A 26,951-nucleotide genomic window follows, 5' to 3' on the forward strand; every position below is an offset into this window, starting at 1 on the left:
ATCCAGGCTGACCAAGGCCAGCAAAAGCTGACCCGTGCTCGTCTTTGCCCACCCGAGCTGTACCTCCAAGACGACTGCCGGCTCGCGGCGTGGCCCGGCACGCCGGATGCCACGTAACAGCTTAATCGCACCGAGTCTGACAGCCACTGTGCCACGATTCGACATATCTACTGGTCAGAGGGGTCATCGCCGCATTTATCATCGACTTTATCCGTTATACGAAGAACCCACCGGAAAACGAACACTTTTCGCGCGCGATCACAGGCGCCGCGAGCCGGACTCGTTGTCCAGCCGGGAGGCGAAGACCGCGGCCTGCGTGCGCCGCTCCATGCCGAGCTTGGCCAGCAAACGCGACACGTAGTTTTTGACGGTCTTCTCCGCCAGAAACATCCGGTCGGCGATCTGCCTGTTGGTCAGACCTTCACCGAGCAGGCTCAGCAGCGTGCGCTCCTGCTCGGTGAGGGCGGCCAGCGGATCCTTCTTCTCCCCGCCGCCGCGCAACTTCGCCATCAGGGCCGCGGCCGCCCGATTGTCCAGCAGCGATCTGCCCGCGCCGACCTCTTTGATGGCCCGGGCCAACTCCAGACCTTTGATGTCCTTGACGACATAACCGCTGGCACCGGCCAAAATCGCCTCCAGCATCGCTTCGTCGGAGGTGAATGAGGTCAGCATCAGGCAGCGCAGCTCGGGAACCGCGGACAGCAGGTCGCGGCACAGTTCGATGCCGTTTCCGTCCGGGAGTCGCACGTCCAGCACAGCAACGTCGGGCTGCAGCGCCGGGATTCTGGCCATCGCTTCGGACACCGAACCCGCTTCACCGATGACTTCGAGCTCCGGATCGCTGGCAAGAAGGTCGACCAGGCCCCGCCGAACTACCTCGTGGTCGTCGACCAAGAAAACCTTCACCATTGCGAATCCTCCCTGGCTGACCGTGCAAAATGACGCTGAAAAGGCCGGTCAGCTTCTCTCGTGATGGCTCACGCAAGGCCAGTTTAGATCCAACAGCGCTGCCTGCGGGTTTTCCGGCGCGCCGGGTGTATGCCGACGGCCCGCGACGCCGCTGAGCCGTCACTCAATTAGCGGGCGTGCGGCGCCCGGGTGCCTTGGCGAAGCCGGGGCGGGAGGCATTGCCGATATGGACCATCACCCGGTCCAGCACCAGGTCGTAGGCATCACCGTCTTCGACCATGCAGTCAAGCCCGCGGCGGTGCAGAAACCCTTCCAGGCGTCGGTCCAGCGTCCAATCGATGTAGGTGCTGTCGGCGTAGGGCGAGCTCAAAAATTGGCGCGCAAGTTCATCCGCGCTGGACGCGGTCACGAGTGACCGATCTCCAGTACTGGCAGCCATTTACACTCCCCTGCGGGCCCCGACACCCCTCGACAGCAACCGGCAACACCCATCCTCACGATGATTGCGCCGCCCGACTAGGGTCTGAAGTCCCCTTGTTGATCCAGCGGTGTGGTCACAGATTCTGACGATCGACGATCATCAGCGAGCAATCCGCGTGGTGCAGCGCCGCGTTGCCGGCCGGTCCCAGCAGCTGGGCCAGCGCGTCGTGGTTGCGATGCCCGATGATCACCGTCCGCACGTGCCGGCCGTGGCCGGCCAGATACTCGACGAGACTCCCCCCTCGACACCGTTGCCTGCACGTCGACGTCCGGGAAGTGCCGCCGCCACCGCTCAAGCCGGCGCTCCGGGTAGCCGCATCCGGCCGCATAACTGATTGCGTGCAGCGGCAGGCTCCGCAGCCGGGCTTCCTCCATCGCGGTCTTCATCACCGCGTCGCAGTCGGCGGCCGCATGGGAGTCGACGGCGATCCAGTGCTCATCGCGTCCGGCCCGTTCACCGTGGCAGCGGATAACGGCTACCGGACAGTGCGCCGATTGGGCTACCGCCGCGGCGGTGGAGCCGGCCCGCTCCGGACGGAAATGGTGCAATCCCACACCACCGACGCACACCATGGCCGCCGACGCCGATGCTCGGGTCAGCGCGATTGTCGGAACTTCCCGGGTGATCTCGATCTCTATCCGCACGGACTTCTCCGCCGCCTCGGCGGTCATCCCCGCTTGGCGAACGGCGTTTTCCGCGATGGCCAGCTTTCGGGCTGCCCGGTCCGCTGGGGCCTCCCCGACGTCGTCCGGCTCGATCGCGTACAGCAGACGCAGCGGGACATCCCGTGCGACCGCTTCGTCGACCGCCCACAGCGCAGCATCGATCGCCGCCCGCGAGCCATCGATTCCGACGACGATGGACGGTCGGCCGGCCGGCACGTACATCGCGTCACCCGCGGACCACGAGCACCGAGCATCGAGGATGCGCGAAGAGCGCATGGCCGGACGGTCCGACGAGACGGGCCAGCTGATTCGCTTCGTCGCTGCCGATCACGGCCAGCTGCACACGCTCGCCGTTGTCTCTGAGAAAACCGGCGATCGCAGACTGCGTCGTGATCGGGTAGACGTGAACGTCGGGATTGATCTGCTGCCAGGCACGTACACGTCGTTCGAACTCGCCGTCGGTATGCTCGGTCAGTTCCTCAGGACGGCCGCCGAGCACCAGCAGGGGCGCCTTACGCAGCTTCGCCTCCCAGGCCGCGTATTCGACGACGTCGTCGTTGTCCTGGGTCATCCTGACGATGATCCAATTGATCGGTGGCTGTTCGACGTCCGTGCGCAGGACCGCGACCGGACAGTACGCCTTCTCCGCGAGATCGGCTGCGGTCGAACCCAACAGGGCCCGCGCGTAACGGCCGATGCCCACCGAACCGACGCAGATCAGCTCGGCATCACGAGACGCCTCGATGAGAACCGTCGCCGCCGGTCCGCGTTGGATGTCCGCAGTGATCTCAACCGGTTTCGCGGCGGCCTCGATCGCCGATTGCGCTGTCTTCAGCGACTGTTCAGCATGCTCGAGGTCGCGCGCGTAGTCATCGGCCGATGAGTGCGTCTGGCTGATCACGGCGACGAGGTGCAGCTGCCGCCCGCGGCCCACGGCTTCATCGACGCTCCACAGGGCGGCCGCGATCGCGGCCTGGGATCCGTCGATTCCCACGACGATCGGCTTCATCTCACATCTCCCTGGACTGGTGTTGGAACAGGCTCGGGACTGGCGATTCGGTACACATCAATCAACCGGGCGACGTCACCGGAGGTGACGATGCCGACCACTTTGCCGCCCTCCAGCACGAGAGCACGGCTGCGGGGACCGACCGGTGTCATCTTCTGCAACAACGCATTCAATGGCTCACCGGGCGCCGCGACGGGGACGCTCTGCAGCGGCAGCGCGATCTCGCCCACCTTCGTCGTGGCGCGCTGGGCGGGCGCAACATCGCGCAGCTGGCGCAGCGTGACCAGACCTACGGTCGATCCACGTCGATCGGTGATCGGGTAGGCGGAATGACGATCCCCGAGCACGTAACACTGGATGAAGTCCTCGACCGAGATCCAGTCCGGTGCGGTGTGTGGTTTCGGCGTCATCGCGTCGGCGACACACAGCCCGCCGAACAGCTGCTGGTTTGTCGCCTGCACCTCCTCCTCGCGTGCCGCCGCGAGGATGAACCAGCCGATGAAGGCCAACCAGACACCGCTGATCAGACCACCGACCACGAACTCCGCCAGACCCAGGGTGATCAGGACGATAGCCACGACTCGCCCGGCACGCGCCGCCCCCACCGCAGCGCGCACCCGGTCACCGTGCCGCTGCCACAGGAACGCGCGCACCAGTCGTCCGCCGTCCAGTGGGGCCCCCGGCAAGAGATTGAACAGGCCCAGCAGCAGGTTGACCGCGGACAGCCACCACGCGACACTCACCGCGATCACCGCAACGTGCGCTGATTCCAGCGTGATTGCCAGTCCCGCGAACAGCACCGACAGCGCCAGGCTCGTGGCCGGACCGGCGACGGCGATCCGGAAAGCCGCCTTGGGCGTCGATGCTTCGCCCTGCAACGTCGTCACACCGCCGAAAAGCCACAAGGTGACGTCGCCGGTGGTGACGCCCACCCGGCGCGCGACCACTGCGTGTGCCAGCTCGTGCGTGAGCAGCGAACCCAGCAGCACCAGCGCTCCGCACGCGCCGGCGGCCCAGTAGGCGCCGCGCGGATAACCCGCAACATCGTGGGGCAAGGTGGTGGCCAAGCTCCAGGTGAACAACCACAGGATCACGATGACGCTCCAGTGGGCGTTCACCCGGAATCCTGCGATGCGACCCAGCGGGATGGTGTCACGCACGATAATGACCTCCCCAATACGTTGCGTGTCAGGCTTTTTCGGTTGTGTCGCGGACTGCTGTGACGGACCCGGACGTGTCGCGTTCCGCGCGATGTCTGGTGCCGAGCAACCATCCCCGGGTGCTCAGTGCGACCACCGGCCGGGCCAGTTCCATCGCGAAAATCTGCCCCGGGTGACGGAGCGCGATCCTGGCTCGCGCGAGCAGCCGCACCCGGTCCTCCCAGTGCGGCTGCAGGTGGAACGACAGCACCGCATCCCAGCTCGGGTGGGTCTGTTGGGTCCGAAACACCACGTACTGCTCTGGCACGACTTCCTGCACCGTCAGGGTCACGCCGTCGGGTAAGCCCATCCACCCCGCGGGAGTCACGCGAAGCCGGTCGCCCACTGCGAGCTGCGATCCCGGAAGTTGCGATCGGCCGCCGTCATCGGATCTGTCGAAAGGATTCTTCTGCAGCTGCGGCCAGACCGCCGAAACCGGCGCGTCGATGTAGACAGCCTCGGTGACCTGAATTGCCGGATCGGCTACCAGAGCGTCACCCGGTAGTCGCATCTGGGTTTCCGCCTTCGTGGTGCCCCAGTTGCGGTAATAGCGCCGCGCACAGTAGAGCGCGCCGAACAACGCGGTCACCTCCGCGATGCGCCGGATCTTGGACATGGTGCCAGTCTGCGCCCGACGCGGGTGCGCCGACGAGGGTCATTGGTCCTCGTCGGATACGCCGAAATGCTCCGGGTTGGTCAGGCCGGCCGTTCGGGACCAACGGCACTACCGGGGGCGAGTTGCGGAACGGATAGTGGTGCCAGTGGAGGGATCGGGAGGTACGCAGATGGATCGCCTGTCGACTGTGGAAGCGAGCTTTCTCGAAGCTGAGGATGCCGACCGGCATCTGAGCATGGCGATCGGAGCGCTGGCCGTGATCGACGGACCCGCGCCCGGGCACGACGAACTCATCGCCGCACTGTCGGACCGTCTGGGTCGCGTGACCCGGTTGACACAGGTCGTGCACCAGCATCCCTTGCAGGTCGCCGCCCCGGAACTGATGGTCGACAACAACTTCGACATCACCCACCACGTGCGCTGGGCGGTTATGCCGCAGCCGGCGGACGAGGCCGCGTTGTTCCGCACGGTCACCGATCTCATGGAGCGCCGGCTTGATCGCAACCACCCGCTGTGGGAGTGCTGGATCATCGAAGGCCTACCCGAACGACGATGGGTGGCGCTGCTGAAGATCCACCATTGCCTGGCCGACGAGGTCGCCGCGGTACGGATGCTGACTTGCATCTCGGACTCGGGAACCGGCGTGCTGGGTGAGCTCCGTGTCGTCGAGCCGATGCCGCCGTCAAAAGTGTCAGGGCGCACGGTCAATCCGCTGGGCTGGGCTCGACAGATCTGGCGTGCGTCGCTGATCGGCGCCGACATGGCCAGTCAAACAGCAAGGGAAGCAGGCGAATTCGTCACCGGGCTGCTCAGCCCGATGGGGGCCTTGCAGCGCCAGGGGCCGGTGGCGGGCACGCGCGGGTACAGTGCGGTCCGGGTCCCGCTCAAAGATGTCGACACGGTGTGCGAGGTCTTCGGGGTCACCCGCAACGACGTCACGCTCGCCGCCATCACCGACAGCTTCCGTGCCGTGTTGCTTCGCCACGGCCGGCAACCACGGCGCAACTCCCTGCGTACGCTGATCCCGGTCTCGTTAGGTTCACCGGAACCCATGGACCGCATCGACATTCGTGCCTCAGCGATGCTCCCCTACCTGCCGGTCGAGCAGAAGGATCCGGTCAAACGTCTGCGTCTCATCCACGCCAGACAGAATCGGACCGACGAGAGCGGCGCCGCGCGCACCTCGGACGGCCTCGCCGATCACCTGCCGTTCATGCTGAGCGCGTGGGGCATTCGGCTGTTGATGCGGTTGCCGCAGCGCAGCATCGTCACGCTGGCCGCGTACGTGCCGGGTCCCCGGCAGCGCTTGCAGGTGCTGGGGCGGCCCGTGGAGATGCTGCTACCGATACCACCCACCGCGGCACCCATGAGCACCGTCGTCAGCACGCTGAGCTACGTGGACGATCTGGTGCTAGGTGTCACCGCCGACAATGACGCGACGCCGGATGCCGACGAGATCGCGGGCGGCATCGAACTGGGAGTCGCACGCCTGCTCGCCCGTGCCCTGGCCCGGCGGCGGTCGGGGCCCAAACGTGTTCGTCCGCAGGGCCGGCAAGGTTCCCGATCGCCAGGCCCGCGGCCGTGACGTTCTTCAAGGTCGTCGCCCTGGATCTGGACGGGACCCTGACAACCGCAGGACGCCTGGCGCCGGAGGCGCTGGCGGCGATCGAAGAATCCCGGCGGAACGGCCTGGCAGTCGTGCTGGTCTCCGGGCGCATCCTGGCCGAATTGCGAGCCGAGTTCCCGCAGGTCGCCGATTACGTGGATGCGATGGTGCTGGAAAACGGCACGGTCACCGTCGTCGACGGCGTCAGCCACGCGCTGACACCGCCGGTCGATGGCGGTCTCACGCAAGCTCTCGGCGACCGGGGTGTTCCCTTCCGCCACGGCGAGGTCATCCTGGCGATCGACGGTCAGCACACCGCCACCGTCGTGGACCTGATCGGTGAGCTGGGACTGGACTATCAGGTGATCCGTAACCGGTCCGCGCTCATGGTGTTGCCGGCCGGCAGCACCAAAGGCACCGGGCTTGCGGCAATGCTGGGCGCGATGAATCTGTCCCCGCACAACACCGTCGCCGTCGGAGACGCCGAAAACGATCTGGCGCTGTTCGGCATCGCCGAGATCGGCGTCGCCGTCAGCAACGCGGTGTCGTCGGTGCGGCGATGCGCCGATCTCACGCTGGACAAGCCGAACGGATCCGGGGTCGCCGAACTGTTGGCGGGCCCCTACCTCACTGGGGCACAACGCTGGTGCCCACCCCGGCGGTGGGTCGAGATCGGCACCTTCGATGACCTGACCCCAACGCGGATTCCGGGCAGCCAGGGCAGGGTGGTGATCACCGGGCCGGCAGCCTCCGGCAAGAGCCACCTGGTCGGGTTGCTGGCCGAGCGGTGGATCCTGGCCAATTACTGTGTGCTGCTGCTCGATCCGGAAGGCGACCACATCCATCTGCAGCAGCTCAGCCAGGTCCACGTGGTCGACGCCGGCCAACATCTGCCCGAGCCGGGCGACCTGGTGAATGCCCTGCGACCGCAATCCAGCCTGGTGGTGGACATGTCCGGACTCACCGAGGCGAGCAAGAGCGACTACATGCACCGCCTGCGCCTGACGGCGGAGGCCTACCGCGAAGAACACGGATTCCCGCACTGGGTGATCTACGACGAGGCTCATCTGCTCGGCTCGGAGGAGCATGCGCACTGGACCCGGCGCGGTGGATATGTGTTGTCGTCTTTCGCCCCGGCGGCGTTGCCGGCCAAAGAAATTGACAACAGTGATGTGTTGCTGACCCTGATGCCGCCGGCAACCCCGGCAGACATCGACTACGGCCGGCGCGCCACCGTACAGTTCGGCCCGGGCCCGGCTCGCCTGTTCACCATCGCCGACCGTCTGACGACCCACGTGCGGCACGGCCACAAGTACGCCGACGTCCAGCTGCCGCGGGAGCGACAGTTCTACTTCCACAGCGCTGCCGGGATCCCGGTCGCCCCGGCTGCGACGCTGCACGACTTCTGCACTGCGGTAGCGCATCTCGACCAGCGAGCGCTCGAGTATCACCTGGCGCGGGGCGATTTCTCCCGCTGGCTCGAGGGCACGATCACCGACAAGGACCTGGCCGGACGGGTGGCGGCCTGGGAGGACGAGCTGGAGGCGCGCCGCGCCGCCGACCTGGAGCGGATCCGCTGCAAGCTGGTCCAGGCCGTCGAGGAGCGGTATCTGCCGACCGCAGAGCCGCGCTGAGGACTTCCGGCCCTAGCGCCCGCTCGGGTCGACCGGTCAGATAGTGGTTGTGGGAATGGAGCGTTCAGTGCCGATGACGGCCCGAACGCGCGCGTGCGCCCGTGTCATGGGCCCCTTCGTGGTCGTCGTCACCGCGACAGCGATCGGGCAGGCCGATTCGCTGCAGGCACTGCTGGCGGATTTTCGGGCCAGTTCGGTGTGGCCCTGGTTCAGTGGCGTGTTCATTCTGCTGTTGGGACTGATTGTGGTGGCTCTGCATCGGACGTGGCGGGGTGCCCCGGCCATCATCGTGTCGGTCCTCGGTTGGTTGACGGTGCTGAAAGGGTTTTTGCTGATGGTCTTGCCCCAGAGCTACATGTCGTTCGCCTACTCCGCGATTGACGCGCCCGCGTGGTGGCGCGTGGCTTTCGCCGCAATGGCGCTGATGGGGTTGTACCTGACCTTCGTCGGATGGATGCCGGAAGCCGGCAGGCCGGCCGCCCGGCCGGCGGTCACCCCACCACCGGTTCGCCACGCCGCCTGAATAAGTCAGTCGGGGCGAGCGCCTACGGCGACTTCGAGTTCGGCCAGACATGCCTCCGCCAGCGGTATGAATGTTTCGATGTCGGGTATCACGTCGGCGCCCGCGACGAAACCGAACCCGACCCGGTCTGAGTACGAACACGTTGTCACGTTCAAGGCTTGTCCGTCATACACGGTCGAAACCGGGTAGATCTCATCGACATGAGCACCGTTGAAGTACATGTCGGTGGGCGGACCCGGCACATGCGAGATCGGCAGGTTGTATCCGGTACGGCTTTGCTGGGTCACCGGTAGCAGCGGTGGAATCACCGTCGCCGCAACACTTCCCGCGTTGGTCAGCAGCGAGGCCGCCGATCCCCGCTTGGCCACCCAGCGTTTGCCTGCCGTCATCGAGCGGTGGATCAGATCCAGGCGGGCGACGGGATCAGCGAGATCGGTGCCCAGCGGGCACAGCCACAGACCGAACATGTTGCCGGAAGCCGGCTGTGCAGGATGGCTATCGCGGCTCCGCACCGTGATGGGGCACACCGCGACCAGCGACCGTTCGGGTAGTTCCTCGTGATCGGACAGCCACCGTCGCAGCACCCCGGCCAGCATCGCGGTGATCACATCGTTTGCGCTGACCCCGGCCGCCTGCTGGACGGCGTGAATGCGGCTGCGCGGCCAGCTGCCCGCGCAGACCGCTCGCGTCATGCCCAGCCGACCATTGAAGCGGGTGTAGGGAGCACCGAACGGCAACGTCGTCACGTGTGCGCCGAGGCTGCCGGCGACGGTCGCCAACTCCCCTTCCACGATCCGCTCGACCAGTCCCACCGTGGAAGCAAGCATGCCGCCGGCCCAGCGCAGCGGTGCGGTCAGCCATGATCCGAGCCCGCCTGATGAGCGTGCGCGTGGCGAGGCCACCTGCCGGTCGGCATAGAACGGCGGCATCGAGTGGTCCGCCGGGTCCTCGCTCAGCGCATCGGCGATCATCCGCAGACCGGCAACGCCGTCGATGACGGTGTGATGCACCTTGACGTAGAACGCGAAGCGACCACCCTCGAGGCCGTCGATCAGATACGACATCCACATCGGACGCGACCGATCGAGCCGCTCCGCATCCAGCTCGCCGATCAACTGCCACAACCCGCCGGTGGCCGCCGACACCGTCCGACGCTGGCAATGCCGTTCCAGATCAACGACATCCAGGTCACGCCACGTCCAGAAACCTGCGGTGTCCACACCGCGGTGGGGGTACCTGCGCAGCCGCCGATCGATCGGCTGGGCCCCCGCAAGCGCAGCCGCATACACGCCGTCGACGTAGTCGGGTCCGGCGTCGGCGGGAGGCGACAGGATCAGCACCACACCGACATGCATCGGGCTGGACAGCAATTCCGCGGTCATCATCGCGGTGTCCAGCGGGCCGAGCAAATTCATCGCGGCGGGGAGTGTGAGGCGGGACGGGCATGCAGGTTCGCAGGTCCCTCGAGCAGACCCGACTGTTGCAACGCCTCCCATACGAACCGCTGCACCGGCTGGGAGCGGAAGAACCCGGTGTGACCGCCGGGATACCATACGATTTCGGGCCTGCCCCAATGCTTCCAGAGCCGGTTGACCTGCTCGCGTGGATGCACCAGACGGTCGGCGACGCCGGCATAGATGAAGCGCCCCTGCATCGGTACGCGCGGGGTCAGCGACAGCGGTGACACCATCCGGCCGAGGGGTTCGGCAAGTTTCATCGTGTGACGGCGAGGGTCGTCGTGGCTGAGACCCGAATGCCTGCCCAGCACGTCAACCAGGTCAGCTACCGGGACGCCCAGGATCGCGCAGGTAAGGCCGTCTTCCAGGCTGGCGACCAAGGAAGCGATGTAGCCACCGAGCGACAGGCTGTTCAGGCCGATCCGGGAATCAGGCTCCTGCAAACGAATCCACGACAACAGGCGGCGGATATCCCAGACCGCCTGCGCCGTGGCATGGACGTCGTCGAGCACATCCTCGCCCGGGAAAACCGCACCTTTCGGCAGGCCACGCGCCCGCGGTCCGTGCATGGGCAGCACCGGCATCACGACGTTCAGGCCCAGCTCGTCGTGCAGTTTCCAGGCCCGGAAAATCGCCAGATCTAGTGCGGCCCGGCCCATCTCGGTCCCGTGCACGCAGACCAGCCAGGGCCGCGGGCGTGGATGACGCAGCAGCAGCGCGTACTCACGGTCATTGCCGGTGTAGCTGCGCCACCTCTGCTCACCAGGTTCACCCGGATATGGGGTGTACCCACTGGTGAAGAACATGCGGTAGAACGTCTGCCTGCGGCCCTTCACCCTCCGAACGGTGACATCCGACGGTGCCGGCGGCTTGGCGAAGAATCCTTCCGGCTTGTCCAACCATCCCCGTTCGCCATAGAACTCGAGTCCGGCCAGCACCTCGCGGGTAATGCGGTCGAACACATCGGGCCGACTGACGGGCCGGCGCGCTTTCAGGCCCATCAAGACGACTTCGTCACGAAAAGCCTGCGCCGCCAGGGCCAGGGTCGGCCGGGCGATCGGCAGCTCGTCGGGAGGATGTCCGAGGTAGTCGCGCCACGATTCGGCGAGGTACTGCCCGGTATGCATGAACGGCGTCGCCGCGCCGGCCAAATTGCTGACGCCAGGTGCAGCCCACACGGACGCTCCCGGACGCCGGTGCTCGCTGCTGGTGGGCATGGTCATGGCGGCACGCTAACACCTTGTCAAAGCCTCTCGTAGGGACCTAGGACCCCGCTGAACAGGCGAAAGTCCTTGACCTGCAATGGCGATTTCCGGCGCCTGGGTGATGTCTGAGTGAGGCCAGATGACCAGGCCGGAAGGGACTTAAGTCACTCGCGTCCCGGATGCCGTCGTCGTAGCGTCGATACACGGTATTCGGCTCGGAAAGCACGGATGAGCGCCATGAACACACCGCTAGCCTCACTGGAGAGGCCGGACCTCAGCAAGATCGAGCAGCGCGCCCCCTCGGTGGCGCACTTGTTCCGCAGCCGCGTCGCGGCGACCCCGCATGCCGAAGCTTTCCGGTACCCACGCGGCAGCGGCTGGGAGAGCGTGACATGGCAACAGGTCGGCGAGCGAGTGCAGAACATCGCGGCCGGACTGATCGCGTTGGGAATCGCCCCGGAAGATCGGGTCGCGCTCGCGTCCTCGACCCGCTATGAGTGGGTACTCGTCGATTTCGCGGTGATGTGTGCAGGAGCCGCGACGACCACCGTGTACCCGACGACGAATGCCACCGATGTCGCCTATATCGTCGCCAACTCGGGAAGCCGCGTGGTAGTCGCCGAAAACCAGGCGCAGGTCGACAAACTGCTCGAACATCGAAGCGCCCTACCCGCTGTGGCCAACGTCGTGATCATCGATGGCGACGGTGACGGCGACTGGGTCATGACGCTGGACGAACTCGAGCGTCGGGGCCGGCAACTGCTCGCCCGGTCCCCCGACGTCGTCGACGCGCGGATCGCGGAAGTCGGACCGAACCGGCTTGCCAGCCTCATCTACACCTCCGGGACGACCGGACGGCCGAAAGGCGTCCGGTTGACACACGAGGCCTGGACCTACACCGCCGCGGCCATCGACGCGCTGAATGTGCTTGGCCCTGAGGATCTCAACTTCCTGTGGCTGCCGCTGGCCCACTCTTTCGGCAAGGTGATGCTGGCGCTGCCGCTGCAGATCGGATTTCCCACCGCCATCGACGGAAGGGTCGAACGGATCGTCGACAATCTCGCCGCCGTGCGCCCCACCGTCATGGGCGCGGCGCCACGCATCTTCGAAAAGGCGCATGCCCGCATCGTCAATATGGTCGGTGAGCAGGGCGGGTTGAAGAAGAGGATCTTCGACTGGGCCATCACGGTCGGCTTGAAGGTTTCCGAGACCCGGCAAGCAGGCCGCAAACCGTCCTGGGCATCCTCGGTGGCTTACCGGGTCGCGGACCGCCTGGTGTTCGCCACGATTCGCGAGCGTTTCGGCGGACGGGTGCGATTTTTCGTCTCCGCCGCCGCGAAACTGGACCGCAACGTCGCCCAGTGGTTCGACGCGGTCGGCATCGTGGTGCTCGAGGGTTACGGGCTGACGGAGACGGCGGCGGCCTCATTCATCAACCGGCCCAACGCTTACCGGTTCGGAACGGTCGGGTGGCCTTTCCCGGCGACGGAGGTGAAGATCGCCGACGACGGCGAGATCCTGCTCCGTGGGCCCGGCGTGATGACGTCGTACCACGATCTACCGGACGCGACCGCCGAGGCACTGGACGCGGAGCGCTGGTTTCACACCGGCGACATCGGGGAGATCGACCCCGACGGATTCTTGCGTATCACCGACCGTAAGAAGGACATGTTCAAAACCTCGCAGGGCAAATACGTGGCACCCTCAGCGATCGAAGTGCGATTCAAGGGCCTCTGCCCCTATGCCGGCGAACTCATCGTGATCGGGGAAGCCAAGCCGTACTGCGTGGCACTGGTGACCCTGGATGGTGAAGCCATCACGGAATGGGCCGAAAAGCACGGTCTGTCCGGTAGGTCCTTCGCGGAGATCGCGCGCGACGGGCAGACCCGCGAGCTGATCGCGGGTTACATCGACACGCTGAACTCGGAGCTGAATCGCTGGGAGCAGATCAAGAAGTTCGCCATCCTGGACCGCGAACTGTCGATCGAAGCGGGCGACCTCACACCGAGCATGAAACTTCGCCGCAAGGTGGTCATCGACAAGTGCACAGATCGCCTCGCCGAACTCTATGAGCCGGTCACGGCAGGGACTTAAGACCCCGATCGGAGGGCTTACGACTCTGCCACCGCCGGTTCGCCTTTCATACCGTTGCGGGCGAACACATGCTCAGCCGCACTAACAGAAGGGGATCTCATGCTCTCAGAACACCTGCGGTGGCTGACGAAAATAGCGGGTCCGTTTGCGTCGGTCTATTTCGACGACTCCCACGATGCCGCCGACGCGGCCGGCCAGCTCGAGGCCAAGTGGCGCGACATCCGCGGGCAGGTCGAGGATCTGGGCGCCAGCACGGGCGTACTCGAGAGGCTCGAGGAAGCGATCCTGCACCACCAGCCTGCGGTGGGACGACGCGGCCGTGCGGTGATCGTCACACGCGCCAAGGTGCTGATCAACGAGCAGTTGATCAGCCCGCCCCAGTCCTCTGTCATCCGGTTGTCCGACTACCCGTACGTGCTGCCACTGATCGCGCACGAAATGCGGCGACCGACATACGTATTCGCCGCGGTCGACCACACCGGTGCGGATGTGACCCTGTACAAGGGGCGGACCACCAGTTCGACCACTGTCGAGGGCAGCGGCTACCCGGTGCACAAGCCGGCGACCGCGGGCTGGAACGGTTACGGCGACATGCAGCACACCACCGAGGAAGCCATCCGGATGAACTGCCGCGCAATCGCCGATCACCTGATTCATCTGGTCGACGAAGCGGACCCCGAGGTGGTGTTCCTCAGCGGCGAGGTGCGTTCCCGGGCCGATGTGATGGCCGAACTACCGAAGCGGGTGACGCAGCGGGTGGCGCAACTACACGCCGAAGGGCACCGGGGCGACGTCAACTACGCCGAGATATACCGGCTCACCACACCAGAGTTCGCTCGGCGCCACGACCTGGAGATGGCGGACATCGCGGAGCGGCTCGATGCCGAAATCGGCCGTGGCTCAGGGTTGGCGGCCGACGGCCTCGCCGCGGTCTGTGCAGCGCTGCGCGAAGGCGATGTCGAGACGCTCATCGTCGGCGAGATGGGCGACGCGACCGTCGTCACCGGTGCAGCGCTGACCGCAGTGGCGCCCGACGCTGACGTGCTCTCCGACTTCGGCGAACCGGTAGGCCGCATTGCGCGGGCCGACGAGGCGCTGCCCTTCAGCGCTATCGCCGTGGGGGCGAAACTGGTTCGGGCGGAGGGCCGGATCACACCCACCGACGGTGTCGCCGCGCTTTTGCGCTACGCGGCGAACGACCGACTTGCCAGCACCTCCGACTCGCGACCGTGACATTCACGACCCCGGCGCCGCCGCTGCCCAAGAGGGGAACTTCGTCGCTGAGCGAAGTGACTTGTGGCCATGTCGCGCTACGGCAGAACGATTGACACTCGACTCATGAGCGAGTTCAAGAAGCCACCGCTGCGTGACGAGGAAATTGTGGTAGCCGTCAGGCGGGTTTCGGTGGCGGGTCATCTGACCATTCCCCAGCAACCCAAGGGTGTGGTGGTATTCGCGCACGGCAGCGGGAGCAGCAGGCACAGCCCCCGCAACCAGTACGTCGCGCGGGTTCTCAACGATGCGGGTTTCGCGACGGTGCTTTTCGACCTGCTGACACCGGATGAGGAACGTGACCGCGCCAACGTCTTCGATATCCCGCTGCTGGCTTCCCGCCTCGTCGACATCACCGGCTGGCTTGCCGCCCAGCCCGACACCGCGGCGCTGCCCGTCGGCTACTTCGGCGCCAGTACCGGCGCGGGCGCGGCGCTGGCCGCTGCCGCCAATCCCGGGGTCAAGGTGGCGGCTGTCGTGTCTCGCGGCGGCCGGCCCGACCTGGCGGGCGAGGCGTTACGCCACGTCCACTCACCCACCCTGTTGATCGTCGGTGGGCGCGACGAGATGGTCCTGGAACTCAACCGCCGAGCGCGTGCGGCCATGCCTGCCGAGTGCAAAATCGCCGTGGTGCCCGGCGCCACCCATCTGTTCGAGGAACCCGGCACCCTCGAGCAAGTGGCGATGCTGGCACGTGGGTGGTTCACCAACCACCTCAACCGACCGGAAAGCTAAGCCGAAAGCTCTGTCACACGGTTGATTTCGGCGACGGCCAGCGCGACTACCTCGGGGATGGCCCGCTCGACCGGCTGGCTCAATCCGAGACCATGACCGGTGTCGGCGACGTCGACGGCAAATATCTGTAGCGCCTCCGGTACCCGACCCATTGCGTGGCCGAGCGCGTACGCGCCGCCGATATCGATGCGGTGCGAGCTCAGCCGATTCGGGGAACTGAGCACGTCATCGAGGTTGCAGCAATGGATACGGCCCGCCATCGGAACGCGCGTGACCGCCGCGTCGACGATGACGGCCAGTCGCGCGCCCGACCAAAAGTCAAGCAGTGTCAGCGGATCCACGATGCCGGTCACCACTTCGACGCCGGGCAGCGCCAATTCGTCGAGTGCCCGGGCGGCGGCGATGCCGACCCCGTCGTCGCGCCGGTACCGATTTCCGAGGCCGATCACGGCGACTCGGGCGCTCACGTGCGCCGGACCGTCAGCGTCAGGAAGTGGGTCGAGCAGGAGATGCAGGGGTCGTAGTTGCGGATCACCCTCTCACACAGCGCGGTGAGTGCAGCGTCTTCCAGGTCGAGGTTCTCGGAGATCACCCGGCTGAGGTCGGCTTCGATAGCCGCCTGGTTCTGCGAGGTCGGCGGGATGATGGTCGCCGCGGATACCTGCCCGTCCGCGGTGATGTGGTACCGGTGGTACAGCAGGCCCCGGGGTGCTTCGCTGACCCCGTGCCCGATTCCGGCGCGGGCCGCAACGTCGACGAACGGCCGCGACGGGCGCTCATACTCGTCGATGATCCGTAACGCCTCCTCGATCGCGTAGACTACCTCGACAGCACGAACAATAATGCTGCGGAACGGGTTTCGGCACCGACCCGCCAGTCCGGCCCGACGGGCCGCCTGGGCCGCTACCGGTGACAGGGCCCCCGAGTTCAACGAATACCGGGCCAGCGGTCCGGTCAGGTAGCGACCGCCATCCAGCGTCGCGTGCAGCGCCGTGGAATGCGGCACTTGCGACTCTACGACGTGCTGCATGAAATCGGCCACCGCAAAAGGCCGACCGGGACTGCGCGCGATGGTCCCGTTCTCGATCGCGTAGCGACCGGAAGCGGTGAGCGCCAACATCTCATGGTCCAGTTCGAGATCGGGGAACTCGAATCCGGATACCCATTCCACGGTGGCCAGTGCGTGGTCCATCGCGGTACGCAATTCCTGCGCGATGGGATTGAGCTCGAAACGGGTTGGCACCGAATAGAACCCACCGAGCCGCAGGTTGATCGGATGGATGGCCCTGCCACCGACGAGCTCCATCAGGCGGTTACCCGCCTTTTTCAGCGCCAGTCCGCGTTCTACCACGTCGCGGTGGTCGCGGGCCATGCTGACGATGTCGGGATAGCCCAGGAAGTCCGGGGCGTGCAGCAGGTAGATGTGCAGGACGTGGCTGTGGATCCATTCGCCGCAGTACAGGAGCCGGCGCAGAGCGACGATCTCGTCGTCGATCTCGGCCCCGCAGGCATCTTCGATGGCGTTGCAGGCGCTGAGCTGATAGGCCACCGGGCAGATGCCGCAGATCCGCGCGGTCAGGTCCGGCGGTTCGCTGTGCGCGCGTCCCCGCAGGAACGCTTCGAAAAACCTTGGCGGCTCGTAGATATTGAGCTCGACGGATTCCAGTGCGCCGTCTTTGAGCGTGACGTTGAGCGCCCCTTCCCCTTCGACGCGGGTGAGTGTTCCGACCCGCAGGGTGCGGTCCGAGGACGTCACTGCTCGCTCCGTTCCGCTGCGAATCGTGCCACGTTGAACGTGGAGAACACCCGCTCGACATCGGTCTCCGACATTCCGTCATGACGCAGCAGCGGAATCAGCGTCGCGGTTTTCGGTGCGGCAGAGGGACCGAAGCACCCGAAACATCCGCGGTGGTGCCGAGGGCACAGCGCCCCGCAACCGGCGTGCGTGACGGGGCCCAGGCACGGTATGCCGTCGGCCACCATGACGCAGGTGACGCCGCGCAGTTTGCACTCCGTGCACACCGTCTTCGCCGGCAACCGCGGCTTGCGTCCGACCAGCAGGGCCGCCAGCGTGTCAAGGAGCTGACCGCGGTCGATGGGGCAGCCTTGCAGCTGATAGTCGACCTTGACATGGGCTGAGGCCGGCGTGGAAGTCGCCAGCGTGTCAATGTATTCCGGTTTGGCGTAGACGACCGACGCGAACTCGGTGACGTCGGCGAAGTTGCGCAGGGCCTGGACTCCCCCGGAGGTGGCACACGCGCCGATGGTGACCAATACCTTTGACTGGTCGCGAATCTCACGGATGCGACGCTCGTCGTGCGGGGTGGTGATCGAGCCCTCGACCAGCGAGACATCGTAGGGCCCCGCGGTCGTCGCGCTGGATGCCTCGGCGAAGTTGGCGATCTCGACCTGGTCGGCCAGGGTCAGCAGTTCGTCCTCGCAGTCCAGCAGGGTCAGCTGACAGCCGTCGCAGGACGCGAACTTCCACACCGCCAGTTTGACTCGGCTCATCTACAGCTCCTTCACCTGCATCAGCGGGCCGGCCACGTCGTAACCGACGACCGGCCCGTCGCGGCACAGCAGCAGCGGGCCGAGCTGACAGTGGCCGCACCAGCCGACTCCGCATTGCATATTGCGCTCCAGAGACACCCGAATATCCCGCGCGGCTACACCTTTGGCTATCAGCTCCGCCGCACCGAATCGCATCATCGGCTCCGGCCCGCACAAAAAGGCACTGGTGCGCTCGGCATTCAGAGTGAGGCGGCGCAAGGGTTCGGTGACCAGCCCGACTTCCCCTTCCCAACCCTGGGTCGCCGCGTCGGCGATCAGATGCAACTCGATTCGCGGATCATCGGCCCACGTCTTCAGCTGGTCGACGAAGACGAAATCGGCCGGCGAGCGGGCACCAACGACGAGCATCACCTTGCCGTAGCGCTCGCGGTGCGCCAGCGCACCCAGGATCGCCGGCCGCAACGGGCACAGCCCCACGCCGCCGGCGACCATCACCAGATCGCGGCCCTCGGCATCGGCCAGCCCCCAGCTGGTGCCGAACGGACCCCGAACCCCGACCAGGGTTCCCGGCTGGGCGTCGTGCAGGGCACGACTGACCGCACCCACCGCTCGCACCGTATGGGTGATGGATCCGTCCTTGACGGTCGGGTCGCCGCTGATCGAGATCGCCGCTTCGCCGACACCGAATGCGTAGAGCATCATGAACTCTCCGGGCTCGGGCGATCGCACCGCCCGGTCGACGGGCTCGAGGCACAAAGTCGCCGAATCCGGGCTCTCCACCACACGACTACGGACCCGGTACGGCAGGGGGTCCATCGCGGAGACGTGCGGCGTCGTGGTCCAGTCACTCATCGCCGGCCATCTTGTTCATTTCGGCGGTGATGTCGATCCCCGTGGGGCACCAGGCGATGCAGCGCCCGCAGCCAACGCAACCGGACATACCGAACTGGTCGTGCCAGGTACCCAACTTGTGCGTCAACCAGTGCCGGTAGCGCGAGGCGCCCGATTGACGGACGCTGCCCCCGCCGTGAATGAAGGTGAAGTCGAATTCGAAGCAGGACGCCCACTCCCGCCAGCGTTCTGCGTGATCGCCGGTGAGGTCGGTGACGTCTTCGGTGCTGGTGCAGAAACAGGTGGGGCACACCATGGTGCAATTGCCACAGGTCAGGCAGCGGCCGGCCACCTCTTCCCACTGCGGCGACTCGCGCGCGTCGAACAGCAGGTTGCGCAGGTCTCCCTCCGGCATCTGGCGACCCATTCGGTGCGCGGCATTTGCGACTTCTTCTCGGGCGCAACTGCTTTCGCTCTCTGTCGCCGCCCGGTGCGGCACCGCCGCCAATATCTCGGCGCCCTCCGGAGTCCCGACGTCGACGACATATGATGCCGCACCGGCTCCGTCGGTGCGCTCGGTCAGAGCCAGGTCGTATCCGGGCCCCGCCGCCGGCCCGGTGCCCATCGACGCGCAGAAGCACAGCCCGCCGGGCTCCGTGCAATTGACCGCGACCACGAAGATCTGCCGCCGCCGGGTGACGAAGGCGTTGTCCGGATACGCGCCGGCACCCAGCACGCGGTCGAGCGTCGCGATGGCGGCGAGGTCACAGCCTCGCACTCCCAGAAACGCATAGCGCGGCGGCTCCTCGGGTTCCTCCACCACACTGCCGTCACGATTGCCGGCCCAAATCCGTTGCCGGGGCGGGTGCAGGAACTGTTTCCATGACTGTGGTCCCGCTGAATGGCCGAACGCTGCCTGGTCGTCACGACCGCGCACTCGGTAGTGCCCCGGGCTCACCTCGACACCCCAGCCGTGTGGCAGGTCGCTCGCCGAACTCAGTTCGGCCAGCACGATGGCGTTGTCGCGCAAGGTCGGGCCGATGACCCGGAATCCGCGGGCAGTCAGCACGTCGACAAGACCGTGCAAACCCGCGGTGTCCAGGAGTCCAGTGCCGACGTCTCCCCCGTCTCCGGTCATCAACCCATCATCCGTCCACTTCGGCGGGGGCTGTCAACCGTCGACAGCCGTTATTCACGACCACTTACCGCGCGTCCGCAGCAGCCAACCACTCCACCGTGTCCGAGAGCGCGCGCCGGGGCGTCGCCGGCAAGGGGTCCGCGTTGATGGGGGCCCATCCGACGCGGAACAGCATCTGGGGATAGTTGTTGTTGCCGAACACATCCGCACGTACGGCGGCGCGCGTTTCCTCGATCTCCAGCGGTTCGGTGACCGGACAACTCGCCAGCCCCATCGCCGTCGCGGTCAGCAGCACAACGCTGCTGGCCTCGCCGGCACGCAACCGGGCCAGTCGGTCGTCATTGCGGGTGCCGAGCGCCAGGATCACGCCGTTGTCGTCTTCTGCGTGGACGTCGGGCGGCATGGCCAGTGCGGCGCCTGCGAAACGACGGCCGGGTATCCTCGCGGCCGGGTCCGGCGCCGGCGCGTTACGGGCGGGGACTCCCGAGTTAGACGCGTGCCGGCCGCTCCAGGCGGTCAGTTCCGCCAGGTAAGCGGGATCGGCCGCGTGTTGTGACATCGACTGCAGTACAACGGTATTCAGCATTTTCATCGATTCGACCCGGTGCAGCGCAGCCCCCAAGCGGGCCGCCCGCGCAGCCATCAGCGCCACGTCACCTACGGGAACCGGCCAGAAGCTGTAGTGCCGCCGGTCCGTTCGCCGCCGCGGCATCGCGGCGGCCAGCACGATGTCGCGCTGATCAGGCACCTGCGGAATCACTTCGATCGCGGCCAGATGGCTGGGATCGGCCGGGTTGGGGAGCCGGGACACCTTGGCCTGCCACCCGACGGCCGCCAGCGCGGTGGCGCAATGATTCAGCGCAGCACCGCAACTGAGGATCAAGTCGCGCCCGTCCGGATCGGTGTGGGGCAGTTGACGGCTGGTGTCGGAGTAGAGATGGAGGCTGGACGTGTGCACCCGCCAGCGCCACGGCTGGGTGTTGTGTACCGACGGCGCCCGAGACGCCAGCGTGAGAACTGTCCGGATTGTACCTTCATCCGGGAAACGTGCGCTCATCCCTTGCGTTCCTTTCCATTTATGTCCTGTATCCACAAAAGCGTGACCAACCCCGCCGGGACGAGGGCACGGCGTCCTCATTCGACGGGACTTTGTGCCTTTACTGCTCAAGCGGCCGCGGCAATGGTGACCTCTACGGACAGGTGCTCACCGACGGCATAGACCGCCGCCCAGTCGCCCGCCTGCGCCGCCCGCGCCAGGTCGTCTACCAGCGGGCTTTCCACGCCCAGCTCGGCGAGCCACCCTGAGACCGTCGGCGCGATCTGGTGACCCGGCACGTCGACCGTGCGTCCGTCATGAAGCCGGTCGGTGACGTGGTACAGGCTCACCGGCGATATCGCCGGCCGGTTGAGCCACCCCAGGGTCAAGTGGTCGGTGGCCAATAACCAGAATTTCGTCATTGCGGCCTCCTCGATCAGCCTTGGGTCAATCTGACCAGGAGCGCACCGCGGCATATAGGGCCCAACGGAACCGGTCCGCAGTGCTTCGGTCGCCGCGTGAGCGTGCCGAAGTCCCAGGCGCGCGGGCCCTTGGTCACGGATGCCCGGGGGTCGAATGTCCTTAGCTCGGCACGCCGTGTCGCCGCGCCGCCAGCCGGCCCGCGATCGACGTGCCGCCGATAGTGATCAGGGCACCGAGAATCAGGGCTGCGGCCTCGCCCCCCGCGAACAGGTGGCGCTCCGTTCCGATCGTCGCTGCCGCGACCGGTACACCGAGTTGTGCCCCGGAGAGCACGGCGAGTGTCAGCGGCTGGCCGAGGAATCTGGCAGCGCAATGCGCTATCAGCGCGCCTGCCCCGAGGCCCACTCCCAGGAGGACGAACCTGGGATTCGCGATCAGCTCGCGCACTTGCAGGGACGCGCCCAGCCATACGAAGAACAACGGACTGAAGAACCCTTCGGTGATGCCGAACAATTGGCGCGCCAGCCGGCGTGGCTCGCCGACGGCGGCGACCGCCAGGCCGAGGGCGAAGCCTGACAACATGATCGAGACCCGGGTGGCGACGGCGACCGACGCCAGCGCGAAGAGCAGCAGCAGGCTGGTCCGCAATTCCAGTGCGAGCCGGTCCTTTTTGGAGTGGACGTGCACACGGCGCAACAGCCCCCGGCGGTCGAACTCGCGCAATAGTACGAAGATCGCCACGGCACAGCCGGCGATCGACAGTGCACTCAGTGCCGCGATCAGCGCCCGATCCGGCTCAATCGCCAACGGCAACAGAAGAATGCACGCACAGTCGGCGACCGCGATCTGCGCGGACACCAGAACAACGGCAGACGCCCTGGACTTCAGGGACTGGATTATCGGCAATGCCAGCGCCGCTGACGACGACGCCATCAACACCGCGTACAGCGCACCGTGACCATTGTGAAACTCGAAGGCGAGGAGCAATCCCAGCGCCGTCGCGACGGCAGCCACCAAGCCGGCGCGTGCGCCGGCCAACGGCAATGCGGCGCGCAATTGCAGGCCGCGGACCGGAATCTGGGTCCCGACGACGAACATCACCAGCGCGAAGCCGATATTGGCGAGAAACTGCAATGTCGCGTTGCCCACGTCGATGATTCCGAATCCCGAGCTGCCGACCGCGAGTCCGGCGAGCAATTCACCGATGACCACCGGGATCCGCAGCCGGGGAACGGCGGCCAACAACGGACCGGCAAAACCGATGGCGGTCACCAGCGCCAGCGTCGAGAAGCCGAAACCCTGCACGTCATCCGACCTTCGACTCGACCCGCATCAAGATATTTTGCACGGGTCCGGGGTCGGCATGGCGTTGGGCGGCCAGGTGAGTCAAACGGTGGTCCGATGAACGGGTTTGCCCGATACCGTCCTTCTTCCCCTTGGCATTTGGCTGGTGGCACGCCGTCAGGCACCGAGGCAGGCAACCCTCCGCCAGCTGTCATCTCGCTCAATCGGCTTGCTGGGCCTGGCCGTTGGGATCATCGGCGGCATTTACGGAATCGGTGGCGGGTCACTGCTCAGCCCGGTTCTGATTGCCCGCGGTCTGCCCGTCGCAACGGTCGCACCGGCCGCGCTGACCTCGACACTGGTCACTTCCGTCGTCGGCGCGGCCACCTACACCGTTCTGGCCACCACTGCGCACGGCTTGGACATCGCACCCGATTGGTGCGTCGGGATCGTGGCCGGAGCAGGCGGCCTGATCGGTGGCTATGTGGGCGCCGCCATCGCGCCGCGCGTGCCCGAAGGCGCATTGCGGGCAACCCTGGGGGCACTCGCGGTGATCACCGCCGTCGTCTACGCGTGGCAGGCACTGATCTGAGCGACTCAGCTGACGGTGAAATCAAGGGCCATAATCCGATCGACCGGTGTAGCGTACAGCCCTGACTTGTCGGCCGAGTTTTCGATAGCGGCCGGTCTAGTACGGAGGTGCCCATGCACGCCGAGTTGTCCGAACCGGCGCCCTCCCACACGTCCACCGCTGAATCCGCGGCGTCGGATTACATCGACGGTATGGAACGCCTGTTGCGGGCGGTTCAGGAGTTGTCCCTGGCCCGCAGCCTCGGCGATATCCAGCGCATCGTCCGGACCTCGGCACGGGAGCTGACCGGCTGCGACGGCGCGACATTTGTGTTGCGCGACAACGACAAGTGCTACTACGCCGACGAGGAAGCGATAGCGCCGCTGTGGAAGGGCAACCGCTTCCCCATCGAGGCCTGCATCAGCGGCTGGGCCATGCTGAACCGGGATGCCGCGGTGATCCCCGACATCTATGTCGATTCGCGCATTCCGCAGGGCATTTACCGGCCGACCTTCGTCAGGAGCCTGGTGATGGTGCCGATCCGCCGGCTCGACCCGATCGGCGCCATCGGCAACTATTGGGCGCACCAGCACCAGCCTTCCGATCAGGAAGTGCGCCTGCTGCAAGCCTTGGCCGATTCGACCTCGATCGCCATGGAAAATGTGCAGGTTTCCGGCGAACTGGAACAACGGGTACGCGACCGCACCGCCGAACTGGAGAAGGCCAACGAGGAAATCCGCCGGCTTTCGGTCACTGACGAACTCACCGGGCTGAACAACCGCCGCGGTTTTTACCTGCTCGCGGACCAGGCGCTGCGGGCCGCGCGGCGTCATCGCCGCAACTGTGTGCTCGCCTTTCTCGATCTCGACGGACTCAAGCGGGTCAACGACGAACTCGGCCACGATGTCGGCGACATGCTCATCACCGATGTGGCCCGGGTGCTGCGCACCACGCTGCGCGAGTCGGACATCATCGCGCGCATCGGCGGGGACGAGTTCCTGGTCCTGACCACCGAGAACGAGGGCGATCCGGTACGGCTGAAAGAACGCTTGGTCGAGGCGTTCCAAAGGTTCAATCAAACAGGCGAGCGGCCTTATCGGCTGTCGGCCAGCATCGGGCTGGTGCAGGCGCCCGCCGCCGACACCGCATCGGTCGACGAATTGTTGGCCCGCGCTGACGAACTGATGTACGCCGAAAAGAAGGCAAGCATCAAGGCACGCCTGGCGGGATTGATCGGACCGGATGCCACGTCTGCGCTGATGCCGGAGCTGAGCCGGCGCAGTTAGGTTCGGCCGGGTCCGGATGGAATGCGCGCAATGGCGAATATCCGGTGACGACGATCAGTACGATCAGCCAATGGTCAAAATCTTGTTCGCGGCGCTGGTAGCGGTCGGCTCCTTCGCGCTGGCACCCGCGCCGGCCGCGCACGCCGACGTGTGCGGCGACGTGGGAGGTCGGCACGTCTCGGTGGGCGGGTGCACAGACCCCGCGGCGAGGGTGGCGACGGCCAGCGACGTCGAGGCCGCCAGCCAGGCCGCAAACGGCCAGCCGCCGTGCTACACCGCCGAGGGCGTGCCGTATTACACGCCCAACGGCGACCCCTGCTAATCGACAGCGGGAGATCTCACGCCGTCGATCTTGCAAGGGTCGGGCCACCGGCGGGTACGCACGCAGTCAGCACGCCGGTGGCGCAGCCACCGCGCAAACAACTAGCCCGCGAACCGTGTGTTCTGTTTGTTGAAGAAGTCCGCCCACGACATGACGTCGGGGTGCTCTTTGAGCAGGGCCCGGCGACGCCGCTCGGTGAGGCCGCCCCACACGCCGTACTCAACCTTGTTGTCGAGCGCGTCCGCGCCGCATTCCCGCTTCACCGGACAATTCCGACAAATGGTCGCGGCCTTCCGCTGCGCTGCGCCCTTCACAAAGAGTTCGTCGGGATCGGTGTCGCGGCACAGAGCGTTTCTGACCCAGGCACGATCTTCGGCGGTCATTGCGCGCGGATTGCTGTTGGTAACCGCCAAGCCCAATTGCCGAGTGGCCGTTCGCATTTCTGACAACAATTTATGCCCTTCCTACTCGCCGCAGTGTGCATCCGCCAACCGAGAAACCGTCTCGATATTTCGAGCTCCCCGAATTCTTCGTCAGGACGGCCGGCTGCTCTGACAGCAAATTAATGCCGGCCGGCCGCGTGCACATCGTGACCGGCCGCCAATGCCACAAAGCCTGGTTGTGCGGACGCCACAAAACGGTGCCGTCACCTCCGACCGCCCGTCTGTCGATCACGTTTTGGTCTATCGCGATCGGTGCGGCAATCGTTAACACCGAGCAGAACGGGGTCGTCTACAACGACGGGCTGCAGGACATTTTGATCTGGACGTCAAATGTTCCCGGCTCCGCGGCGCCTGGCGAGGTGCCGACCTCCAGCCCGGCACCGGGTGCGCCTCCAGCCCCGGCGTCGTAAACATCTCCGCACACGCCTCCCTGGGTCGCGCCGCCTCGTGACTCAGGGAGGTCTTTTTCCTGAAAGCTTCTCAAGCCACGGCTATCAGGGCAGCTCATCGTCCAAGTTGGCGAGAAAATCGGGCAACCGGCCGGCGCCGAAGTCGTAGAACCGTGCCCACACCGGCTCGATGGAGATTCGCACCATCCGCTTATACGTCGAGCGCACATTGCGCTCGAACTCGGCGAGTTGGATTCCGTCCATCTGCCTTCGCGCCGCCGCGAGGTACTCCTCGGTGACCCCCTCGACCGTTGTCAGCGTGGCGAGCCCGCGCACCAACAGGGCCTTCGCCTCTTCAGGCGTGGAGCCGCTGTCTATCGTCAGCGCGACCTGCGGGCGCGATGCGAGTGCGCGGGCCTTCGGCGCGGTGGATGCCGTTGAGACGATGATGCGGTCACCGGTCCAGGAGAACCCGACGGGAATCACTCGCGGGAAACCATCGTGGCCGTTGTAAGCGAGGCGAGCCATCGACCCCGCAAGCAACTTCTGGGCACCGGGATGGCCGAGTTCGCGGGCCGCGTCAGGATTGTTCAGCACACCGGCAGACATACCCGGTCAAGGACAAACCGCACGTGGACTGCATCCTCCTCAACCGCGCTGGAGAAGCCCGGTCCTGGTCGAAGGGGTGGTCTCAATCGTTTTCTGTCGTCACCGGGTTGGGGGTCACCGGATTCGTGACAGCAGGAAGGTGCCCCGGCCACGCCGGCAGCTCCGCATTCGGCTCCGAAATCGGCGATACCTCCAGCGGTACGCATTTCTTCGGTGTGAGCCCGTTTTTCCACGCACCGGGTGGATTCGGCGCGGCCGACAACGAGCCGTCCGGGCAGCGGAATGAGCACGAGCCCTCGACCGCACCCAGCGGAGTGATGACTTGGGCGGTGAGGAAGAAGATATTGACGCCACCGACGCCTTGAACGGCACCGCCCCCGTACTCGCAGTGCCAGCGACTTCCGTTTTCCTCGATTGGGAAGTCACACCAGTAGTGGTATGCGCCCATCTCCATGCCGGAGCCCCCTACCCCCGGATAGTCACACAAACCGGGGCCGGGTACGTTTCCGCCGATATCCGCCTGGGCCACTGGGACGCTCATACTGAGCCACGCAGTTGCCGCGATGCCGAAAATGGCGAATTTCTTCACTCATTCACCTCTTCAAACGAGAACCGCCGCGTGATGGGCAACTGCGTTTGCAAGCAAATTGACCATGACGCCCTTTGCCACACGTCTCACAGTCTCTCGCCTGAAAACTCATCC

General features: G+C 66.0%; 27 protein-coding genes and 1 pseudogene. 9 read left to right on the forward strand and 19 right to left on the reverse strand.

The genetic code is table 11. The features are described from left to right. Window positions 1-258: 258 nt before the first annotated feature. From QXK92_RS05400 to QXK92_RS05425, 6 genes are all read right to left on the reverse strand, one after another. Window positions 259-909: a response regulator transcription factor gene (locus tag QXK92_RS05400; RefSeq protein ID WP_306240638.1), complete on the reverse strand. Its 651-nt coding sequence runs from the start codon at window positions 907-909 to the stop codon at window positions 259-261. 163 nt (window positions 910-1,072) lie between these two features. Then, a complete protein-coding gene (locus tag QXK92_RS05405; RefSeq protein WP_306240640.1) occupies window positions 1,073-1,348 on the reverse strand; it encodes a hypothetical protein in 276 nt (91 codons plus the stop codon). A 77-nt stretch (window positions 1,349-1,425) separates the two neighbouring features. Continuing rightward, window positions 1,426-2,331 (reverse strand): universal stress protein, encoded by a 906-nt coding sequence (locus QXK92_RS05410; RefSeq protein WP_306240641.1) that lies wholly within the window; start codon window positions 2,329-2,331, stop codon window positions 1,426-1,428. Further along, the gene (locus QXK92_RS05415) at window positions 2,282-3,064 is read right to left on the reverse strand and encodes a universal stress protein (protein ID WP_306240642.1); all 783 of its coding nucleotides are present in this window, start codon (window positions 3,062-3,064) and stop codon (window positions 2,282-2,284) included. The genes QXK92_RS05410 and QXK92_RS05415 overlap by 50 nt, the downstream gene beginning before the upstream one ends. Continuing rightward, window positions 3,061-4,224, reverse strand: a complete 1,164-nt coding sequence (locus QXK92_RS05420; RefSeq protein ID WP_306240643.1) for a site-2 protease family protein — start codon at window positions 4,222-4,224, stop codon at window positions 3,061-3,063. The genes QXK92_RS05415 and QXK92_RS05420 overlap by 4 nt, the downstream gene beginning before the upstream one ends. A 28-nt stretch (window positions 4,225-4,252) precedes the next feature. After that, window positions 4,253-4,879: an SRPBCC family protein gene (locus tag QXK92_RS05425; RefSeq protein ID WP_306240644.1), complete on the reverse strand. Its 627-nt coding sequence runs from the start codon at window positions 4,877-4,879 to the stop codon at window positions 4,253-4,255. Window positions 4,880-5,048: 169 nt separating this feature from the next. On the opposite strand from QXK92_RS05425, the gene QXK92_RS05430 reads away from it, so the two are divergent. The 3 genes from QXK92_RS05430 to QXK92_RS05440 all read left to right on the forward strand — a co-directional run bounded on the left by QXK92_RS05430 (window position 5,049) and on the right by QXK92_RS05440 (window position 8,642). Further along, window positions 5,049-6,464: a wax ester/triacylglycerol synthase family O-acyltransferase gene (locus tag QXK92_RS05430; RefSeq protein WP_306240645.1), complete on the forward strand. Its 1,416-nt coding sequence runs from the start codon at window positions 5,049-5,051 to the stop codon at window positions 6,462-6,464. Next, the gene (locus QXK92_RS05435; protein ID WP_306240646.1) at window positions 6,461-8,119 is read left to right on the forward strand and encodes an HAD hydrolase family protein; all 1,659 of its coding nucleotides are present in this window, start codon (window positions 6,461-6,463) and stop codon (window positions 8,117-8,119) included. The genes QXK92_RS05430 and QXK92_RS05435 overlap by 4 nt, the downstream gene beginning before the upstream one ends. Window positions 8,120-8,192: 73 nt before the next feature. Continuing rightward, window positions 8,193-8,642 (forward strand): hypothetical protein, encoded by a 450-nt coding sequence (locus QXK92_RS05440; protein WP_306240647.1) that lies wholly within the window; start codon window positions 8,193-8,195, stop codon window positions 8,640-8,642. Between the two features lie 5 nt (window positions 8,643-8,647). On the opposite strand, the gene QXK92_RS05445 is transcribed toward QXK92_RS05440, so the two are convergent. Both QXK92_RS05445 and QXK92_RS05450 read right to left on the reverse strand, forming a co-directional pair. Next, window positions 8,648-10,057, reverse strand: a complete 1,410-nt coding sequence (locus QXK92_RS05445; protein ID WP_306240648.1) for a wax ester/triacylglycerol synthase family O-acyltransferase — start codon at window positions 10,055-10,057, stop codon at window positions 8,648-8,650. Next, window positions 10,054-11,226 (reverse strand): alpha/beta hydrolase family protein, encoded by a 1,173-nt coding sequence (locus QXK92_RS05450; RefSeq protein ID WP_371934539.1) that lies wholly within the window; start codon window positions 11,224-11,226, stop codon window positions 10,054-10,056. The genes QXK92_RS05445 and QXK92_RS05450 overlap by 4 nt, the downstream gene beginning before the upstream one ends. A gap of 315 nt (window positions 11,227-11,541) precedes the next feature. Here QXK92_RS05450 and QXK92_RS05455 point away from each other — a divergent pair, with 315 nt between their 5' ends. The 3 genes and pseudogenes from QXK92_RS05455 to QXK92_RS05465 all read left to right on the forward strand — a co-directional run. Further along, window positions 11,542-13,398, forward strand: coding sequence for a long-chain fatty acid--CoA ligase (locus QXK92_RS05455; RefSeq protein ID WP_371934494.1), 1,857 nt, complete (start codon window positions 11,542-11,544; stop codon window positions 13,396-13,398). A 99-nt stretch (window positions 13,399-13,497) separates the two neighbouring features. Then, the gene (locus QXK92_RS05460) at window positions 13,498-14,631 is read left to right on the forward strand and encodes a hypothetical protein (protein WP_306240650.1); all 1,134 of its coding nucleotides are present in this window, start codon (window positions 13,498-13,500) and stop codon (window positions 14,629-14,631) included. Between the two features lie 123 nt (window positions 14,632-14,754). After that, window positions 14,755-15,405, forward strand: a pseudogene (locus tag QXK92_RS05465) (dienelactone hydrolase family protein); the annotation flags it as partial. On the opposite strand, the gene QXK92_RS05470 reads toward QXK92_RS05465, so the two are convergent. From QXK92_RS05470 to QXK92_RS05505, 8 genes are all read right to left on the reverse strand, one after another. Next, complete coding sequence (locus QXK92_RS05470; protein WP_306240651.1) at window positions 15,402-15,872, reverse strand: hydrogenase maturation protease; 471 nt, start codon at window positions 15,870-15,872, stop codon at window positions 15,402-15,404. The pseudogene QXK92_RS05465 and the gene QXK92_RS05470 overlap by 4 nt on opposite strands. Next, the gene (locus QXK92_RS05475; RefSeq protein ID WP_306240652.1) at window positions 15,869-17,161 is read right to left on the reverse strand and encodes a Ni/Fe hydrogenase subunit alpha; all 1,293 of its coding nucleotides are present in this window, start codon (window positions 17,159-17,161) and stop codon (window positions 15,869-15,871) included. The genes QXK92_RS05470 and QXK92_RS05475 overlap by 4 nt, the downstream gene beginning before the upstream one ends. After that, window positions 17,158-17,916 (reverse strand): oxidoreductase, encoded by a 759-nt coding sequence (locus QXK92_RS05480; protein WP_306240653.1) that lies wholly within the window; start codon window positions 17,914-17,916, stop codon window positions 17,158-17,160. Before QXK92_RS05480 ends, QXK92_RS05475 begins: the two co-directional genes overlap by 4 nt. Further along, entirely contained in the window at window positions 17,917-18,768 is an 852-nt protein-coding gene (locus QXK92_RS05485; protein ID WP_306240654.1) for an FAD/NAD(P)-binding protein, read from the reverse strand. Continuing rightward, the gene (locus tag QXK92_RS05490) at window positions 18,761-19,885 is read right to left on the reverse strand and encodes a 4Fe-4S dicluster domain-containing protein (protein ID WP_306240655.1); all 1,125 of its coding nucleotides are present in this window, start codon (window positions 19,883-19,885) and stop codon (window positions 18,761-18,763) included. The genes QXK92_RS05485 and QXK92_RS05490 overlap by 8 nt, the downstream gene beginning before the upstream one ends. 64 nt (window positions 19,886-19,949) lie before the next feature. Beyond that, entirely contained in the window at window positions 19,950-20,942 is a 993-nt protein-coding gene (locus QXK92_RS05495) for an NAD(P)H nitroreductase (protein ID WP_306240656.1), read from the reverse strand. Between the two features lie 107 nt (window positions 20,943-21,049). After that, entirely contained in the window at window positions 21,050-21,343 is a 294-nt protein-coding gene (locus QXK92_RS05500; protein ID WP_306240657.1) for a hypothetical protein, read from the reverse strand. Window positions 21,344-21,503: 160 nt separating this feature from the next. Continuing rightward, window positions 21,504-22,649 (reverse strand): cation:proton antiporter, encoded by a 1,146-nt coding sequence (locus QXK92_RS05505; RefSeq protein ID WP_306240658.1) that lies wholly within the window; start codon window positions 22,647-22,649, stop codon window positions 21,504-21,506. A 106-nt stretch (window positions 22,650-22,755) separates the two neighbouring features. Between QXK92_RS05505 and QXK92_RS05510 the strand changes: the two genes are divergently transcribed. The 3 genes from QXK92_RS05510 to QXK92_RS05520 all read left to right on the forward strand — a co-directional run bounded on the left by QXK92_RS05510 (window position 22,756) and on the right by QXK92_RS05520 (window position 24,807). Then, window positions 22,756-23,220 (forward strand): TSUP family transporter, encoded by a 465-nt coding sequence (locus tag QXK92_RS05510; protein WP_306240659.1) that lies wholly within the window; start codon window positions 22,756-22,758, stop codon window positions 23,218-23,220. Between the two features lie 113 nt (window positions 23,221-23,333). After that, window positions 23,334-24,485, forward strand: a complete 1,152-nt coding sequence (locus QXK92_RS05515; protein WP_306240660.1) for a sensor domain-containing diguanylate cyclase — start codon at window positions 23,334-23,336, stop codon at window positions 24,483-24,485. Between the two features lie 70 nt (window positions 24,486-24,555). Continuing rightward, window positions 24,556-24,807 (forward strand): hypothetical protein, encoded by a 252-nt coding sequence (locus QXK92_RS05520; RefSeq protein ID WP_306240661.1) that lies wholly within the window; start codon window positions 24,556-24,558, stop codon window positions 24,805-24,807. A 101-nt stretch (window positions 24,808-24,908) separates the two neighbouring features. On the opposite strand, the gene QXK92_RS05525 is transcribed toward QXK92_RS05520, so the two are convergent. The 3 genes from QXK92_RS05525 to QXK92_RS05535 all read right to left on the reverse strand — a co-directional run bounded on the left by QXK92_RS05525 (window position 24,909) and on the right by QXK92_RS05535 (window position 26,837). Then, window positions 24,909-25,256 carry a WhiB family transcriptional regulator gene (locus QXK92_RS05525; RefSeq protein WP_371934350.1) on the reverse strand — a complete coding sequence of 116 codons (348 nt, stop codon included), beginning with the start codon at window positions 25,254-25,256 and terminating at the stop codon, window positions 24,909-24,911. 488 nt (window positions 25,257-25,744) lie between these two features. Beyond that, on the reverse strand, window positions 25,745-26,233 hold the full coding sequence (locus QXK92_RS05530; RefSeq protein WP_306244214.1) for a pyridoxamine 5'-phosphate oxidase family protein: 489 nt from the start codon (window positions 26,231-26,233) through the stop codon (window positions 25,745-25,747). Between the two features lie 97 nt (window positions 26,234-26,330). Next, the gene (locus QXK92_RS05535; RefSeq protein WP_306240662.1) at window positions 26,331-26,837 is read right to left on the reverse strand and encodes a hypothetical protein; all 507 of its coding nucleotides are present in this window, start codon (window positions 26,835-26,837) and stop codon (window positions 26,331-26,333) included. Window positions 26,838-26,951 lie beyond the last annotated feature (114 nt).

The sequence above is a fragment of the Mycobacterium sp. TY815 genome (assembly GCF_030755135.1).
In the GTDB taxonomy this organism is placed as follows: domain Bacteria; phylum Actinomycetota; class Actinomycetes; order Mycobacteriales; family Mycobacteriaceae; genus Mycobacterium.

Excerpts from the sequence above, each read along its gene's own strand:
- QXK92_RS05440 (WP_306240647.1), top strand. The coding sequence starts at position 8,193 with ATGACGGCCCGAACGCGCGCGTGCGCCCGTGTCATGGGCCCCTTCGTG.
- QXK92_RS05450 (WP_371934539.1), bottom strand. The coding sequence starts at position 11,226 with ATGCATACCGGGCAGTACCTCGCCGAATCGTGGCGCGACTACCTCGGA.
- QXK92_RS05460 (WP_306240650.1), top strand. The coding sequence starts at position 13,498 with ATGCTCTCAGAACACCTGCGGTGGCTGACGAAAATAGCGGGTCCGTTT.
- QXK92_RS05495 (WP_306240656.1), bottom strand. The coding sequence starts at position 20,942 with ATGAGCGCACGTTTCCCGGATGAAGGTACAATCCGGACAGTTCTCACG.
- QXK92_RS05405 (WP_306240640.1), bottom strand. The coding sequence starts at position 1,348 with ATGGCTGCCAGTACTGGAGATCGGTCACTCGTGACCGCGTCCAGCGCG.
- QXK92_RS05445 (WP_306240648.1), bottom strand. The coding sequence starts at position 10,057 with ATGAATTTGCTCGGCCCGCTGGACACCGCGATGATGACCGCGGAATTG.
- QXK92_RS05425 (WP_306240644.1), bottom strand. The coding sequence starts at position 4,879 with ATGTCCAAGATCCGGCGCATCGCGGAGGTGACCGCGTTGTTCGGCGCG.
- QXK92_RS05500 (WP_306240657.1), bottom strand. The coding sequence starts at position 21,343 with ATGACGAAATTCTGGTTATTGGCCACCGACCACTTGACCCTGGGGTGG.
- QXK92_RS05430 (WP_306240645.1), top strand. The coding sequence starts at position 5,049 with ATGGATCGCCTGTCGACTGTGGAAGCGAGCTTTCTCGAAGCTGAGGAT.
- QXK92_RS05415 (WP_306240642.1), bottom strand. The coding sequence starts at position 3,064 with ATGAAGCCGATCGTCGTGGGAATCGACGGATCCCAGGCCGCGATCGCG.
- QXK92_RS05515 (WP_306240660.1), top strand. The coding sequence starts at position 23,334 with ATGCACGCCGAGTTGTCCGAACCGGCGCCCTCCCACACGTCCACCGCT.
- QXK92_RS05520 (WP_306240661.1), top strand. The coding sequence starts at position 24,556 with ATGGTCAAAATCTTGTTCGCGGCGCTGGTAGCGGTCGGCTCCTTCGCG.
- QXK92_RS05410 (WP_306240641.1), bottom strand. The coding sequence starts at position 2,331 with ATGCGCTCTTCGCGCATCCTCGATGCTCGGTGCTCGTGGTCCGCGGGT.
- QXK92_RS05400 (WP_306240638.1), bottom strand. The coding sequence starts at position 909 with ATGGTGAAGGTTTTCTTGGTCGACGACCACGAGGTAGTTCGGCGGGGC.
- QXK92_RS05490 (WP_306240655.1), bottom strand. The coding sequence starts at position 19,885 with ATGACCGGAGACGGGGGAGACGTCGGCACTGGACTCCTGGACACCGCG.
- QXK92_RS05455 (WP_371934494.1), top strand. The coding sequence starts at position 11,542 with ATGAACACACCGCTAGCCTCACTGGAGAGGCCGGACCTCAGCAAGATC.
- QXK92_RS05480 (WP_306240653.1), bottom strand. The coding sequence starts at position 17,916 with ATGAGCCGAGTCAAACTGGCGGTGTGGAAGTTCGCGTCCTGCGACGGC.
- QXK92_RS05485 (WP_306240654.1), bottom strand. The coding sequence starts at position 18,768 with ATGAGTGACTGGACCACGACGCCGCACGTCTCCGCGATGGACCCCCTG.